This is a genomic window from Hansschlegelia plantiphila (genome assembly GCF_027922265.1).
GTDB lineage: Bacteria > Pseudomonadota > Alphaproteobacteria > Rhizobiales > Methylopilaceae > Methylopila > Methylopila plantiphila.
The window spans coordinates 55875-71052 of the sequence record NZ_BSFI01000007.1; the positions used below are offsets into that span (position 1 = coordinate 55875).

Consider the following 15178-nt stretch of genomic DNA (forward strand, 5'->3'; position numbering starts at 1 on the left):
GACGGCCATGCCCCTAGACACCGACGCGATTCTCGACCGGCGGGCGTTGCGACGGCGGCTCGCCTTCTGGCGAATCGGAGCGATCGGGCTTGCGGCGGTCGCCGTGATCTTCGGCGCGCTCGCTGCGCGCGGGGGCGGGGAGAAAGCCGGGCCGCGCGGCGACCACATCGCCAAGATCGCGATATCCGGCGTCATTCTCGACGACGAGAAGCGCCAGAAGCTGTTCGCCGACCTTGCGAAGAGCGACGCGAAGGGCGTGCTTTTGATGATCGACAGCCCCGGCGGCGGCGTGACCGCGTCGGAGGAAATCTACGACGCGATCCGGCTGGTCGCGAAGGACCGCCCAGTCGCGGCGGTCGTCGGCTCGCTCGCGGCGTCCGGCGGCTATATCGCCGCGATCGCCTCCGACCACATCGTCGCGCACAAGACGTCGATCACCGGTTCCATCGGCGTGCTGGCGCAGTATCCCAATTTCACGGGCCTGCTGAAGAATGTCGGCGTCGAGGTCGAGAGCATCAAGTCGTCGCCGCTGAAGGCCTCGCCCAGCGGCCTTGAGCCGACGAGCCCCGAGGCCCGCAGGGCCATCGAGGCGCTGATTCTCGATAGCTACGCATGGTTCAAGGGTGTTGTGAAAGAGCGGCGCGGCCTCGATGACGCAGCGCTCGCCAACGTCTCCGACGGGCGCGTCTTCACCGGTCGGCAGGCGATCGATCTGAAGCTGATCGACGAGATCGGCGGTGAGAAGGAGGCGCTCGCCTGGCTCGGGACCAAAGGCGTCGACACTTCGTTGCCTGTGCGCGACTGGAAGCCGAAGTCCGGCTTCGGCGGTTTCGGCTTCGGCGCCCTCGCCGGGGCGCTGGCCGACGCCGCCGGTCTGCCCGGCGTCGCCGCCTCCCTTCGACGAAACGGCGAGAGCGGCGTCCTTGACGGTCTTCTCGCCATCTGGCAACCTTCTTAACAGATCCTAAGGTCTTCGAATACTTCGGCTCTTTGTAATGGCCGGTCCCGGATCGGAGGGGTCAGTGATCAAGTCAGAACTCGTCGCTCGCATCGCCGAGATGAATCCTCATCTTTACCAGCGCGATGTCGAGAACATCGTCAACGCTATCCTTGACGGCATCATCGATGCGCTCGCTCGCGGCGATCGGGTGGAGCTGCGCGGGTTTGGGGCGTTCTCGGTCAAGGCGCGCCCTGCTCGCGTCGGCCGGAACCCGCGGACAGGCGAGCACGTTCCGGTCGACGGCAAGGTCGTGCCGTTTTTCAAGACCGGCAAGGAGATGCGCGTGAGGCTGAACCGGGACGAGGCCGAGGGCGCCCGGGCATGACGCTGCGTCGTCTGCTCGGAGGGCTGATCGGGGTTCCGCTCGCGATCGTCATCGTGCTGTTCGCGGTGGCCAACCGTCAGGACGTGGTCGTCGGCTTCGATCCATTCGCGCCGGACGCGCCGGCGCTTTCCGTCACCCTGCCCCTGTTCGCCGTGATCCTGGTCTCGCTGATGGCCGGAGTGGTGGTCGGCGGCGTCGCGTCGTGGCTGCGCCAGGGGAAGTGGCGGAAGGAGGCCAAGCGGCGCCGCGTCGAAACCTCAAGGCTCGAGGCCGAAAAGGAAGCGGCGCGTCGCGAGGTCGCCAGCGCCCGCGTGGCGCTACCCGCTCCGCCGCGCCACGCGGCCTGAGCCGTTTTTCCAGACGATAAGAAAATGGTCCGGGTGGACCCATGCATGTTCGAGCGTAAGCCTATCCACGCAGCTTTTGGTCAAGACCAGAGGGCGGCGGGGCGGAGAGGCCACGACGGCGGTCCCCGCCTCAGGGCTGGCCTGCGAACGTGTTGCACTTCTTCGGGTCGCCGCCGTCGACGCCCGTGCGGAACCACTTGACGCGTTGCGCCGAAGAGCCGTGCGTGAAGCTGTCCGGCACCACTGCGCCGCCTGAACGCCGCTGCAGCGTGTCGTCGCCGATCTGCGTCGCAGCCCGAAGCGCGCTCTCGACGTCTCCCTGCTCGAGGATGTGGTATTTCTTGTCGGCCCAATTTGCCCAGACGCCGGCGAAACAGTCGGCCTGAAGCTCGATCCGCACTGAAATCGCGTTCGATGCCTCCTCGGAGCCCGCGCGCTCGCGGGCGGCGTTGGCTTTCTCCATGATGCCGAGCTGGTTCTGCACGTGGTGGCCGATCTCGTGCGCGATGACGTAGGCGCGGGCGAAGTCGCCAGGCGCCTTGAACTTGCGCGCGAGCTCGTCGAAGAACTCGGTGTCGAGATAGACGCGCTGGTCGGACGGGCAATAGAACGGGCCCATCGCCGATTGCGCGCGTCCGCAAGCGGAGCGCGTCACGCCGCTGAACAGCGTCAGGCGCGGCTTCTGATAGGTCGAACCGGACTGCTTGAAAATGTCGTCCCAGACATCCTCGGTCTGGGCGAGCACGGCGCGCACGAAATCCCCCTGCTTCTGCTCCTCAGGGCTCAGCTCGCGCTGTTTCTGACCGGGCTGGTCCTGCTGGCTGTAGCCGGATCCGCCCCCGCCCTGCACGGTCTCGAGTCCGGCGAGGATCAGCCGGGGGTCGACGCCAAGCGCCCACGAGATCAGGCCGACGACGATCAGCCCGCCGATGCCGACGCCGCCCCCGCCGCCCGGAAAGCGAAAGCCGCCCCCGCCGCCGCCCTCGTCGCGGACGTCATCGACATTGCTGCTCCGTCGAAAATCGTCCCAACGCATGGCGCTTCCCCCAACTCTGTCCGTCGTTTGCGGACATAGCGCATTTCCGAGAGCCGGAAACGGCAGATCGGTAATCCGAAGCGGCGCCTCGACCGAGACCCGCCGCTCGTTTTATAATCATTCTGAGAAGCGATGACGCGATCCGAAGCGTCGCGTGTCGCCGGAGGCGATTGATGCACCTCGACCCCGACATCCTCGCGCGGCTGCAATTCGCCTTCACCGTGTCGTTTCACATCGTGTTTCCGGCGTTCTCGATCGGCATTTCGGCCTATGTGGCGACGCTGCTGCTGCTCTGGCAGAAGACCGGCGCGGATCGATTCCACCGGCTGGCGCGGTTCTGGACCAAGATATTCGCCGTCTCCTTCGCGATGGGCGTCGTCTCAGGCATCGTGCTTAGCTACCAGTTCGGCACCAACTGGAGCCGGTTTTCGGAGGTCGTCGGCAACGTCATCGGTCCGCTGATCGGCTACGAGGTGCTCACCGCCTTCTTTCTCGAAGCCACCTTTCTCGGGATCATGCTGTTCGGCTGGGACCGGGTGCCGGCCTGGCTGCACGTGCTCTCGGCCTGCGTGGTGGCGTTCGGCACCGCGATCTCCGGTTTCTGGATTTTGTCGGCGAACAGCTGGATGCACACGCCGGCGGGCTTCGAGATGCGGGACGGGATCGCTTATCCCGTCGACTGGGTAGAGATCATCTTCAACCCGTCCTTCCCGTACCGCTTCGCGCATATGATGACAGCGGCCTATCTCACCACCGCCGTCGTCGTGCTCTCGGTCGGCTGCCGCTACCTGCTCGCGGGCCGATTCGGCGAGGACGCGCGCACGATGGTGCGCATGGCGGTCGGCATGATCGCGATCGTCGCCCCGCTGCAGGCCTTCATCGGAGACGAGCACGGACTGAACACGCTGGAGCACCAGCCGGCGAAGGTCGCCGCGATGGAGGGCCACTGGGACGGCTCGGCGCCCGTGGCGCTTTCGCTGTTCGCGATCCCGAACGCCAAGACCGAGCGCAATGACTACGAGATTTCGATTCCGCGGGTTTCCGGCCTGATCCTGACCCACCAGTGGGACGGTCGGATCAAGGGGCTGCTCGACTTCCCCAAGGAGGACCGGCCGCCGCTGATCGGCGTGTTCTTCGGCTTCCGGCTGATGGTCGCGATCGGCTTCCTGCTGATCGGGACAGGCCTCGCCGGCGCCTATCTCCTGTGGAGAGGCGAAATCTGGGATGCGCGCTGGTACCAGCGCGGCGCCTCCTATCTCTGGCCGCTCGGCTTCGTCGCGATCCTCTCGGGCTGGATCGTCACCGAGCAGGGCCGCCAGCCCTGGGTCGCCACGGGAATTCTGCGCACGGCTGATGCGATGTCGCCGGTCTCGACGACAAGTCTCCTGATCTCGCTGAGCCTGTTCGTGCTGGTCTACTGCTGTGTGTTCTCGGTCGGCGTCTACTACATCAACCGCCTGATCAATCGCGGTCCCGATCCTTCGATCATCGCCCCGCCGCGTTCCGGCGGCGCGAGCCGCCCGCTTTCGGCGGCAGAAGACGCCGCCCGAGACGCCATCGAAGGCTCCGGGCAGATGACGCCGGCTGCGGGGTGATGGGCATGGAATGGTACCTACCGCTCGCATGGGCGTGGATCATCGGCGCCGCGGTCGCGATGTACGTCATCCTCGACGGCTTCGACCTCGGGATCGGGATCCTCTTTCCCTTCACCAAGGACGAACACGAGCGCGACCAGATGATGAACACGGTCGCGCCGTTCTGGGACGGCAACGAGACGTGGCTGGTGCTCGGCGGCGGGGGGTTGTGGGTCGCGTTCCCCAAGGCCTACGCGGTCATCATGCCGGCGCTCTACCTGCCGGTCATCGTCATGCTGCTCGCCCTGATTTTCCGCGGGGTGTCTTTCGAGTTCCGCTGGGTCGCGAAGCCTAACAAGAGCGTCTGGAACGTCACCTTCGCAGGGGGCTCGATCGTCGCCGCCTTCTGCCAGGGCTTGATCCTCGGCGGTCTGATCCAGGGCGTGGACGTCCAGACGCAAGGCGCCCTCGGCCCCCAGTTCGCCGGCGGCGCGCTCGACTGGGCGACGCCGTTCGGCGCGCTTTGCGGGATTGGCGTGGTGCTCGGCTACGCGCTGCTCGGCGCGACCTGGCTCGCCATGAAGACGGACGGCGAAGTCGCCGCCCGCTCGCGTCGGCAGGCCGCGCCGCTGCTGATCGCGATGATCGTCGCGATGGGTCTCGTCAGTCTCTGGACGCCGCTCCTCGTCGATCGAATCTGGGAGCGCTGGTTCTCGCTGCCGAACCTGCTGTTCCTGTGGCCGATCCCGCTGGTGACGGCCGGCGTCGCCTGGCTCGTCTGGCGCGGGATCGAGAACGGCCGAGAGATCGGTCCCTTCGTAGGCTCGATCGCGCTGTTCGTGCTCGGCTTCATCGGACTCGCGATCTCGACCTACCCATATCTCGTGCCACCTCATATCACCTTCTGGGACGCGGCCGCGGCGCCGGCGTCGCAGATCTTCATGGGGGTCGGCACGGTGGTGATGTTCCCGATCATCATGGGCTACACCGTCTTCGTGTACTGGATCTTCCGTGGAAAGGTGCGCGCCGGCGAGGGCTATCACTGAAGCGCGGTTGGATCGAGCGCTAGCCGGCGGCTGATCGATGTCCGTTCCGTCATCAAGACCGCCTACCCGCCGCGGCGTCGTAAAGGCTGCAATCGGGACCGCCGCCACGGTTTTCGGCGCCATGTTGCTCTGGCGCGCGCTTAGCCGGTACAGCGGCGCCCAACTCGCCGCCGCAATCGAGGCGGTGCCTGTCGCGCGGCTGGCGGGAGCCGGCGCCTTCAGCGCAGCATCCTATCTCTGCCACACCGGCTATGACGCGCTGGCGTTGCGCTACGCCGGAGCTCCGCAGCGGTGGCGCCGGGCCGCGCTCGCCTCGTTCTGCAGCACATCGATCTCTCATACGCTGAACCTAGCGGGCTTCGGCTCAGCCATCCTGCGCTGGCGCTTCTATGCGCGCTGGGGGCTGACGGCGGAGCAGATCGTCACGGCCCTGGCGTTTCTGAGCGCGACCGTGGTGCTAGGCCACATCGTGCTGGCTGGCTTCGCCTGCCTGCTTGCGCCCGACGTCGCGGCGCTTGCGACCGGCCTGTCGGCCGGCGGCGTCCGCGCCTTGGGCCTCGGATGCCTCGCCGTCATCGGCGTCTACCTCTGCGCCGCCGCGATGAGCCGGACGCCCTTCACGGTCAGGCGGCGCGTGTTTCGTATGCCGTCCCTGCGGCTCGCGATCGCGCAGGTCGCGGTCGGGGCCGTCGATTACGCCTGCGTCGCGGCGTCCCTTCATCAGGTCATCGCGGCTGTCTCTGAGGCGTCCTATCCGACCGTCGCCGCGGCCTACGCGGCGGCGAACGCCGCGAGCGCCGTCACCCGCGCGCCAGGCGGCCTCGGCGTGCTCGAAACGGTGGTGCAGCGTCTGCTGCCGGCTCAGGACCTCATCGGCCCGCTGCTCGTCTACCGGGCCGTCCACTTCCTCGCGCCGCTCGTGCTCGGACTGTCGGCCTTCGCGCTGAGCGAGATCGTAGCCAAGCGTCGCGTCCTGAAAGTAGAATAAATAGTCGCTGACGGCGAACATCTAGACATTTGAGGCGCTTGTCGTTTGCAAAATCTTCCTCCTATGATGGAGGCTCACATGTAGTCGTTATCGATCATCCTCGATGGAGGATCTGATCGGACAGCTTGGAGGCTCCCCCATGCTCGACTCATCGACCACCAAACTCGGCGCGTGTCCGCATGACTGTCCCGACACCTGCGCGATGATCTACACGACGGAGGAGGGCAAGCTCACCTCCGTCAAGGGCAACGCCGAACACCCGATGACGCGCGGGTCGCTGTGCGTGAAGGTCAAGGACTTCGAGAAGCACCACTACAATCCCGACCGCCTGATGTTCCCGATGAAGCGCGTCGGGCCGAAGGGCGAGGGAAAATTCGAGCGCATCTCATGGGAGGAGGCGCTCGACACGATCCACGCCCGGTTCAGCGAAACGATCGCGACACACGGGCCAGAGGCCATCCTGCCCTACAGCTATCTGGGCAACGAGGGCCTGGTGCAGGGGCTGACCGTCGGCGACGCGTTCTTCAACAAGCTCGGCGCGACGGTCGCGGAGAAGACGTTCTGTGGCTCGGGCTCCTCGACCGCGTGGCTGTTGACCAACGGACCGACCAACGGCACCGATCCGCTGTCCTTCACGCACTCGAAGTACATCGTGATCTGGGGCTGCAACTCGATCTCGACCAACATCCACCACTGGCACATCGTGAAGGACGCGCAGCGCCGCGGCGCCAAGGTGGTGGTGATCGACCCCTACCGCTCGCGGACCGCCAAGGAGGCCGACTGGCACATCCAGCCGAAGCCCGGCACCGACGGCGCGCTCGCGATGGCGATGATCCACGTCATCATCAACGGCAACCTGACCGACATGGACTATGTCAGCCGCCACACCGTCGGCTTCGACCAGCTGAAGGAGAGGGCGCAGGCCTTCACGCCAGAATACGCCGCCACGCTGTGCGGCGTGCCGGCCGAAGACATCCGCATGCTGGCGCATGAATACGCCACGACCAAGAACGCAGCCCTCCGGCCCGGCGTCGCGGTCGAGCGGTCGGCTGGCGGCTCCCAGGCGCTGCGCGCGATCTTCTCGCTGCCGGCGCTGACCGGCTCGTGGAAGGATGCGGGCGGCGGCATCTATGCGATGCCGATGTGGGAGTTCCCGGTGCACTGGGACCGCGTCTGCCGACCGGACCTGATCCCCGAAGGCACCCGCACCGTCAACGTGCTGAAGCTTGGCGCGGCGCTCACCGGCGAAAGCGATCTCAAGCCCGGAATCCACGCGCTGATGGTCTACAACTGCAACCCGGTCTCGCAGTCCGCCGACACCGACAAGATCGTGAAGGGGCTCGAGCGCGAGGACCTGTTCACCGTCGTGTCGGAGCACTTCATGACCGACACCGCCCGCTACGCCGACATCCTGCTGCCGGCGACCATGGCGGCAGAGCACGACGACCTGATGTTCTCGTGGGGCCACTTCTTCTTCACGCTGAACGAGAAGGCGATCGAGGCGCCGGGCGAGACGGTGTCCAACGCCCAGCTGTTCCGCATGCTGGCCAAGCGCTTCGGCTTCGACGAGCCGCAGTTCTCGATGGACGAGAAGGAGCTGATGGAGTGGTACGTCGACTGGTCGTCGCCGAAGATGGCGGGCTGCGACATGGACTACTTCCGCCGCCACGGCTTCTGGCGGCTCGCGGTCGGCGATCCCTCGACGCGCACCCCGCACGCCGAGGGCGATTTCCCGACGCCGTCCGGCAAGGTCGAGTTCTATTCGCAGTCCGCCGTCGACAACGGCAACTTCGTCGCCCCGCCGTTCCGGCAGATGTACGAGAAGATGCAGGGCGGCGAGGCGCTCGATCCGCTGCCCGGCTATGTCGCGCCGAACGAGGCGCGCGAGACCAACCCGGCCGCCGCCGCCCGCTTCCCGCTCAACATCGTCTCGCCGAAGAGCCACGCCTTCCTGAACTCGCAATACGCCAATGAGGGCCGCAAGATCGCCGTGCAGGGCGAGCAAGCGATCCTGATCAACCCGGCGGACGCGGGCGCCCGCGGCGTCGGCGACGGCGCGATCGTGCGGGTGTTCAACGACCGCGGCCAGTTCCACGGCGCCGCCAAGGTGACCGAGGACGTGCCGCCCGGCGTGGTCGTGGCCTCGCTCGGCTACTGGCGCACGCTGAACCGCGGCGGGGCGGTGAACATCATCTCCTCGTCGACCTACGGCGGCATGGGCCACTCGCCGACCTTCTCGGACAATCTCGTCGAGGTCGGGCTCGCGGTCTGAAATCGTGCTCGACGGCGGCCGGCTATGCCTCGTCGCCGTCGAGCGCGCGCCTGATCGCCTTCAGGTCGCGCCAGGCGAACTTCTTCTGCGCGGGGCTGCGGAGCAGATAGGCCGGGTGCAGAGTCGCCATCGCCTTCACCCGGCGTTTTCCGGTCTCGTAATCGAGCCAGCGGCCGCGCAGCTTGAGGATGCCCTCCCTGGCGCGGAACAGGCTCTGCGCCGCCGAGCCGCCGAGCGCGACCAGGACGTCGGGGTCGCAGAGCTCGATCTGCCGGCGGATGAAGGGCAGGCAGGTCTCGGTCTCCTGCGGGGTCGGCGTGCGGTTGCCGGGCGGGCGCCAGGGGATGACGTTCGCGATGTAGACCGACGTGCGGTCGAGCCCCACGCTCGCCAGCATGCGGTCGAGCAGCTGGCCGGAGCGGCCGACGAAGGGCAGGCCGGAAATGTCCTCCTCGCGGCCGGGCGCCTCGCCGACCAGCATCAGCCGCGCGCCCGGAGCGCCGTCGGCGAACACGGTGCGGCTCGCTGTGGCCTTCAGCGCGCAGCCGTCGAAGCGCTCGAGAATCGCGCGGAGCTCGTCCAGCGTCGCGGCCGTGGCCGCCGCCGCGCGGGCGCCGGCGGCGCTCTCCTCGGGGGTCGCGAGCAGGGCGGAGGCGGGCGTCGCGGGACGGGGACCCGGCTGCTCGTCCCGCGCCGGTGGCTGCGGCGCGCGGCGCGCGGCGCTTTCGGCGTAGCGGTCCTGCGGCGTCTCCTCGATCGCGACGTCGGCGCCCATCGCGACGTGCCATTCGAGCAGCGCGCGGACGTCTTCGCGGGAGGGCGGGGGGGCGGTCATCGCGGCTGAGCATACAGCCCGCGGGGCCGCCCCCGAAGCCTCACTTGTCGGCGCCGGGGGTGCGGACGACCTTGCCGTCGCTGAGGATGATGTCGCCCGGCTTCTGCCCCGGCTCGCAGTCGCCGAGACGGCGGTTCTCGATCACGGTCTTCAGCGTCAGCGGCTCCTTGAGGCCGGGGATGCCGGTCATGGTGGTGGAGGTCTCCATCCTCACCGTGGTCTCGAAGTCGCCGGTGATGACGCCGCCGCCCTTCGCGGTGACGTCGCCGACTTTGCAGTTGGTGGCGACGGTGTAGCCCTCCGCCGTCTTGGTCACGATGGTCTTGTCGCAGGCGTCCGGCGCGGCTGCCTGGGCGAGCTTGTCGGTCGAGGCGTCGACGCATTGCCGGGCGACGGTCTCGCCGTCCTTGCCCATGGTCTTCGATTCCCACAGCCCGGCCTTGCGGGCCGGCAGTTCGTCGGCCGCGGCGGGGCCTGCGACCGCGAGCGCGGCGAGGGCGGCTGCGAGCATGGGTCTCATGGGTGTCCCCCGGAGGTTCGTTGCGGGCGCGCGCCTCACCGGCCGGCGCCCTCGACGTGGATGATCTGCCCGTTCGGCAGGATGATGTCGCCGGGCGTCTGCCCCGGCTCGCAGTCGCCGATCCGGCGCGCCTCGATGGTGGTCGAGAACGAGCGCGTCCCGCCGTCGCCCGACAGCCCCGTCATCTCGGTCACGGCGCGGGCGCGGGCGAAGGTCTCGAAATCGCCGGTGACGGTGACGAGCGTGTCGGTCGACATGCCGCCGGAGCTGCACTTCGCGCCGGCCGACCAGCCGTCCGCGGTGCGCTTGAAGTCGTCGTTGCGGCAGGTGAGGCCGGAGGTCGCCTGCCGCACCAGCCGGTCGGTGCGGGCGTCGACGCATTCTCGCGCGCCCGAACGGCCGGCGTTGGTGATGGTCGCGGTCTCCCACAGGCCGGCCGCGCGCTTCGGCGGCGTGTCGGCGAGCGCAGGGGCCGCGAGCAGCGCTCCCGCGAGGACGGCGCAGACGGCGATCGGCTTCATGGTACGGCTCCCTCGTCGCTTCCCGGCGCGACGGTCCGGGACCGGCGGTTCGAGCCGGCACGGATGCTTTAGCGGAGCGGCCGCGATCGGCAATGCGGTTTTGGGATGACGGCGCGCCAAATCCGCCGCCGGCTAACGCCCGCGGCTGGCTTCAGTCCTCGCTCTGGTCAACGCCACGCTACAAATTCAACGGGGGAGGGCGCAGAGCGCCGGGCCACCGTCATGGGGCATTTCCGTTAGTCGGTCGCCCGGCGCTCCGCGCGCGGCGATTTCTGATCCCCTGCGGACGAATTCTCGGCGCACATGGTTCTCATGGGCGAGCCCTCCCTCAGGGAGCCAGCTCGCCTCGGGCCAAGACCCCAGCCTGTCGGCCTTTGGAGCCGGAAGCCGAAAATCCCGCCGCCACGCGCCTTACNGAGAGGAACGAGCGAGCCCCGCGGGCGCCGCAGATGCGAACCTCCCGGGGCGGAGACATCCGGTCATCCCCGCCGCAGGCGCCGCTCCTCCCCCGCATGGCCGGCCGGTCCGGACACGCCTCCCGTAACGGGGAAGGACGCCGGAAAGGTGTGCGAGGAATGAGGAAATGTCAAGGACTATGTTCCTAGCGCCGTCCGCATCCCGCTACGCCGTCATGCCGGGCTTGTGCCGGCATCCATTCCCGCGACGCTCGCAAGACCGGCCGCCGCCCGGCCGTCGCGCGTCTTCCGCCTCCCGTCGCGCGTCTGGATTCCGGCATTCCGCTGACGCTCCAGCCGGAATGACGGCGCGCTCGCGCCCGTCGCGCCGGCGCAAGCGGGATGGAACGGGAGGCGCGCTCGCGGGCTTTAAAACGAGATGCCGCATGCGCTCCCCGCGAGCGGCTGGAGAGGGACAGCCGCATGGCCAATGGATCCGGAGACGTCTGGCTGCTGATGACCGTCATCGGCGTCATCATCCTGGGCGGCGCGCTTGCCTACGCCATGGTCCGCAACCGCGGCATGACGCGGCGGCAGAAAGAGGTCTCGGAGAACGCGACCGAAGATCTTTACGCCCGCGAGAACGCCGACCCCGCGAACCGCGACTGACGGCGTTCGACTGGGCGCGCCGTCATGCCCGGCGCAGCCGGGCGTCCACGACTTCGGCGTCGGGCGCGGCGGGGCAGGCAAGTCGCGGATGCCCGCAAAGGCGCGGGCATGACGGGAGCCGGTATTCGCCGCCTTTCTAGGCCCCGTCGGACAAAACGCGTCATGCCCGGCGCAGCCGGGCATCCACGACTTCGGCGTCGGGCGCGGGCGGGGCGGGCAAGTCGTGGATACCCGCGAAGGCGCGGGCATGACGGCTGAGGGCTTCATCGACCGTTGCGCCAGGTCCTGACGTGCAGGACGATCCCGCCATGCGGTTCTCCTTCGTCTACCTCATGGCCAACCGGCCAAACGGCGTGCTGTACGTCGGCGTGACGAGCGACCTCGTCCGTCGGGTCTGGCAACACCGGACAGGCGCGCTTCCTGGCTTCACCAGCCGCTACGGCCTGAAGACGCTGGTCTGGTTCGAGGCCCATAACGACATCATGGCGGCGATCGCGCGGGAGAAGGCGATCAAGCATTGGACGCGCGCCGCGAAGGTTCGGCTGATTCAGGACGCAAACCCGGATTGGCGCGACCTCTGGCCCGACATCTCAGGCTGACAAAGCGCCAGCGCCGTCATGTCCCAACGACGTCATGCCCGGCGCAGCCGGGCATCCACGACTTCGGCGTCAAGCGCGGGCGGGGGCAGGCGAGTCGTGGATACCCGCGAAGGCGCGGGCATGACGGAGCCGGTATTCGCCACCTTTGTAAGCTCCGTCGGACAAAACTCGTCATGCCCGGCGCAGCCGGGCATCCACGACTTCAGCGTCGGGTGCGGCGTGGGCGGGCAAGTCGTGGATACCCGCGAAGGCGCGGGCATGACGGGAGCCTGTATTCGCCGCCTTTCTAAGCTCCATCGGACAAAGCGCGTCATGCCCGGCGCAGCCGGGTATCCACGACTTCAGCGTCGGGTGTGGGCGGGCAAGTCGTGGATACCCGCGAAGGCGCGGGCATGACGGGAGCCGGTATTCGCCACCTTTCTAGGCCCCGTCGGACAAAGCGCGTCGTGCCCGGCGCAGCCGGGTATCCACGACTTCGGCGTCAAGCGCGGGCGGGGGCAGGCAAGTCGTGGATACCCGCGAAGGCGCGGGCATGACGTCGTTGCTGTCCCGCGATTAGCCTATACTTGCACCCATGACCGAGGCCGCCCCGTCCGACGACCCCGCGCTGAAAAAGCTCGCGACCCTCGCCGTGCTGGCGGTCGCGCTCGGCTTTGCCGTGCAGGTCGCGGTGCTGGCGGCCAAGCTCGCGGCGGGCGGGCCGTTTCCGGGGATCGCCTTCGCCGCCGACGTCGCGGGCGGGGTGGCGTGGTCAGGAATCGTGTGTCTCGGCGCCGGGATCGGGACGGCGCTCTATCCTCTGCGCGCCAGCCTCGCCGGGCTGGTCGCGGCGCTGTTCGCGCCGGTCGCGGTCGCGGTTTCCAAGGCCGCGAACCAGGTCGTGGCGTCGGCGATCCGCGCGGTCGACCAGCCCGCCGCCGCCTCGCTGATCGGGCTCGCCGCGGTGAAGGCGGTCGAATACGGCCTGCTCGGCTTTCTGCTCGCGACGCTCGCCGCCCGCGGCGCCAAACTCCCGGCGTTTCTCGGAACCGGCGCCGCGGTCGGCCTGACCTTCGGCGCGGCGGCCCTCGCCCTCCGCTGGGGCGGTGCGCCCGCCGCGGAGCTCGCCGCCACGGCGGTCAATGAGATGGTGTTCCCGGTGGGGTGCGCGGCGGTGGTTTATGCGGGGACGGTGGTGGGGGGGGCGAAGTAAGTTCAGCTTATTTCTTCAGCCATTTTTTTACGTCCGTCGAACAAAGAAACTCGACAACGACGCCTATTGCGGTGAGGTCCGTTAGATGTTCCAGCCAATCAGTATCAACCGCGTTTGCGACGGGGCACTTAGCCCTGATTGCCAAAGCGGCAAATTTGCGGTCACTTTGGTCGAACCGCCTCAAGGAGCCCGTGACAGGAAAGTCGGTAAATTCCCCTTGTCTGTTTTTTGTAATATCAACTCGCGTAAGTCGCGAAGAGGCAGTGGTTAAAAAGGCTTGGATGAATCGATTGCCCACGCCGGGTTGGCCGAACGATAAGTTTTTCTTGTATTCTGCTTCCACCTCACCGGCGAGATCAACGATGAGCGTTCCAGATGTCATCATATTCTCTAGGAAGTCTATAGTAGCGATCCTGCATTCTGGCGTGGCATCTGAACGCTGGCCGTTTGCAACGACCGCAACATTTGTGTCGACCACGTACCTCATGCTTTGCTTTTCATCCGTTTGAGGCGTGCCCTCTCCGCAGCAACCGTCTCGCCGAATGCATCCCCCATAAAATTTTCAGGCCAGTTCGATATCTGGCCATATTCATCAATCTCTAAACGGGAAAGCTTTGATTTATTTTTGTTCGTATCACAAAAATAGAGGCTGACGTCGGACGAAAGAATTTTTTCCTCAGCGATCCTGCGCTGCAACCGCAAAAGCAGGTGCTCGGAATGGCTCTCAAAAATTACCTGAACATTCCTGTTTTGTGAAACATTAATAATAAGATCGGCGAGATTTGCTTGCGCCAGAGGATGTAGATGAATCTCAGGCTGCTCTAGTATGACAGTTGACCCTTCGGGTACAAAGTAAAGCAGAGTTATTATAGGTAAAACTTGCGAAATCCCGAATCCCACGTCTGTAAGAAGGGCTGTAGAGCCTCCCTCCCTAACAACGACCTTGGCTTGCCAATAATTCGAGCCTTTTGCAAGTTCTGTTACTTGGAAGTCGTGAATAAGACCTAACTCCTTTAGCCAATGCGCAACCATTTCTTGAAAGCTCCACAGTCGAGTTTTGGGCTTAAGGTTGCGTCGTTCCTTCGTTACGGTCGCAGAAAGTAAGGCATCAATAACTTTTTCGCCACGAATGCCAACATCTCGCGGTCGGGACCGCGCCCACGTATACTCACGCTTAGGATGTTCTCTTAGCGGGCCTAGATAATAGATATCGTCCATTTGCCGTTCATAGGCGACTTCAAGATCGGACAAGAACGAGGCGTTCTGAAAGTATGTTCGGGCTTGGTCAGGATACGCATAGCTCTTGATCGGGCCTGGGATTTGCCAAGCGCGCCCGGAATTTCTAATAAAGCGAAAGTCCGTTCCGTTTGAGCGTAAGTCAAACGCTGCAGAATCTTCTTTTTTCTGAGAAAGAGAGAACGTCGGATCCGTTCCAAGACGGTATGAAAGTCGGCGAGATGCGGGCCCAGACGGGCCGGACCCCACTGCACCCGAAACGGTTAGCTCGCGTGCGCGAATAAAGGGTCGGGTTCGACGCTGCGTCGCACTAAACAGGCTGAGAGGTTCTGGGAGTGAAAAGGAAAGCTCCCAACTCAGCTCGTTTTTCTCATCATGGCTAAAAATAATATCATTAAAATTTCCTAAATTCACGTATTGATCATTTAAATCAAGAGATGTCGTGCGATCAGTTGCTTCACGCGTCTGTTTTAGCAAGAGTAGAAACTGTATTATACTAGATTTTCCAGAAGAATTTGTGCCAAATAGGCCAGTAATCGGACCGAAGCCAATATTCAAGTCGGACCAAGCTTTGAAATTTTTTACATTAAGAGATTGAAGCATGTTGAGCGTCCAGAATTCGT

General features: G+C 65.7%; 16 protein-coding genes. 10 read left to right on the forward strand and 6 right to left on the reverse strand.

What is annotated here, in order from left to right; genetic code table 11:
- Positions 1-7 precede the first annotated feature (7 nt).
- The 3 genes from sppA (at position 8) to PKE75_RS06515 (ending at position 1672) form a co-directional block, all read left to right on the forward strand.
- On the forward strand, positions 8-958 hold the full coding sequence (gene sppA / locus PKE75_RS06505; protein ID WP_271167902.1) for a signal peptide peptidase SppA: 951 nt from the start codon (positions 8-10) through the stop codon (positions 956-958).
- Positions 959-1022: 64 nt separating this feature from the next.
- Positions 1023-1325, forward strand: coding sequence for an integration host factor subunit beta (ihfB, locus tag PKE75_RS06510; protein ID WP_271167903.1), 303 nt, complete (start codon positions 1023-1025; stop codon positions 1323-1325).
- On the forward strand, positions 1322-1672 hold the full coding sequence (locus PKE75_RS06515) for a LapA family protein (protein WP_271167904.1): 351 nt from the start codon (positions 1322-1324) through the stop codon (positions 1670-1672). The genes ihfB and PKE75_RS06515 overlap by 4 nt, the downstream gene beginning before the upstream one ends.
- Before the next feature lie 130 nt (positions 1673-1802).
- Here PKE75_RS06515 and ypfJ read toward each other — a convergent pair whose 3' ends face one another.
- On the reverse strand, positions 1803-2708 hold the full coding sequence (ypfJ, locus tag PKE75_RS06520; RefSeq protein WP_271167905.1) for a KPN_02809 family neutral zinc metallopeptidase: 906 nt from the start codon (positions 2706-2708) through the stop codon (positions 1803-1805).
- Positions 2709-2881: 173 nt separating this feature from the next.
- On the opposite strand from ypfJ, the gene PKE75_RS06525 reads away from it, so the two are divergent.
- The 4 genes from PKE75_RS06525 to PKE75_RS06540 all read left to right on the forward strand — a co-directional run bounded on the left by PKE75_RS06525 (position 2882) and on the right by PKE75_RS06540 (position 8588).
- Complete coding sequence (locus tag PKE75_RS06525) at positions 2882-4303, forward strand: cytochrome ubiquinol oxidase subunit I (protein WP_271167906.1); 1422 nt, start codon at positions 2882-2884, stop codon at positions 4301-4303.
- 5 nt (positions 4304-4308) lie between these two features.
- On the forward strand, positions 4309-5328 hold the full coding sequence (gene cydB / locus PKE75_RS06530; RefSeq protein WP_271167907.1) for a cytochrome d ubiquinol oxidase subunit II: 1020 nt from the start codon (positions 4309-4311) through the stop codon (positions 5326-5328).
- A gap of 121 nt (positions 5329-5449) precedes the next feature.
- Entirely contained in the window at positions 5450-6316 is an 867-nt protein-coding gene (locus tag PKE75_RS06535) for a lysylphosphatidylglycerol synthase transmembrane domain-containing protein (RefSeq protein WP_271167908.1), read from the forward strand.
- Positions 6317-6455: 139 nt separating this feature from the next.
- Entirely contained in the window at positions 6456-8588 is a 2133-nt protein-coding gene (locus PKE75_RS06540) for a molybdopterin-containing oxidoreductase family protein (protein WP_271167909.1), read from the forward strand.
- A 22-nt stretch (positions 8589-8610) separates the two neighbouring features.
- On the opposite strand, the gene PKE75_RS06545 is transcribed toward PKE75_RS06540, so the two are convergent.
- Genes PKE75_RS06545 through PKE75_RS06555 form a run of 3 tightly spaced genes read right to left on the reverse strand, consistent with a single transcriptional unit; the run spans position 8611 to position 10464 of the window.
- Entirely contained in the window at positions 8611-9423 is an 813-nt protein-coding gene (locus PKE75_RS06545; RefSeq protein ID WP_271167910.1) for a uracil-DNA glycosylase, read from the reverse strand.
- A 40-nt stretch (positions 9424-9463) separates the two neighbouring features.
- Positions 9464-9934 carry a DUF3617 domain-containing protein gene (locus tag PKE75_RS06550; protein WP_271167911.1) on the reverse strand — a complete coding sequence of 157 codons (471 nt, stop codon included), beginning with the start codon at positions 9932-9934 and terminating at the stop codon, positions 9464-9466.
- A gap of 44 nt (positions 9935-9978) precedes the next feature.
- On the reverse strand, positions 9979-10464 hold the full coding sequence (locus PKE75_RS06555) for a DUF3617 domain-containing protein (protein WP_271167912.1): 486 nt from the start codon (positions 10462-10464) through the stop codon (positions 9979-9981).
- A gap of 878 nt (positions 10465-11342) precedes the next feature.
- On the opposite strand from PKE75_RS06555, the gene PKE75_RS06560 reads away from it, so the two are divergent.
- From PKE75_RS06560 to PKE75_RS06570, 3 genes are all read left to right on the forward strand, one after another.
- On the forward strand, positions 11343-11528 hold the full coding sequence (locus PKE75_RS06560) for a hypothetical protein (protein ID WP_271167913.1): 186 nt from the start codon (positions 11343-11345) through the stop codon (positions 11526-11528).
- A 308-nt stretch (positions 11529-11836) separates the two neighbouring features.
- Entirely contained in the window at positions 11837-12127 is a 291-nt protein-coding gene (locus PKE75_RS06565) for a GIY-YIG nuclease family protein (protein ID WP_271167914.1), read from the forward strand.
- Between the two features lie 574 nt (positions 12128-12701).
- Positions 12702-13319, forward strand: coding sequence for a hypothetical protein (locus tag PKE75_RS06570; protein WP_271167915.1), 618 nt, complete (start codon positions 12702-12704; stop codon positions 13317-13319).
- 7 nt (positions 13320-13326) lie between these two features.
- Here the strand turns inward: PKE75_RS06570 and PKE75_RS06575 are convergent, their stop codons facing one another.
- Both PKE75_RS06575 and PKE75_RS06580 read right to left on the reverse strand, forming a co-directional pair.
- On the reverse strand, positions 13327-13806 hold the full coding sequence (locus PKE75_RS06575) for a hypothetical protein (RefSeq protein ID WP_271167916.1): 480 nt from the start codon (positions 13804-13806) through the stop codon (positions 13327-13329).
- Positions 13803-15158 carry a DUF3696 domain-containing protein gene (locus tag PKE75_RS06580; protein ID WP_271167917.1) on the reverse strand — a complete coding sequence of 452 codons (1356 nt, stop codon included), beginning with the start codon at positions 15156-15158 and terminating at the stop codon, positions 13803-13805. The genes PKE75_RS06575 and PKE75_RS06580 overlap by 4 nt, the downstream gene beginning before the upstream one ends.
- Positions 15159-15178: the final 20 nt, after the last annotated feature.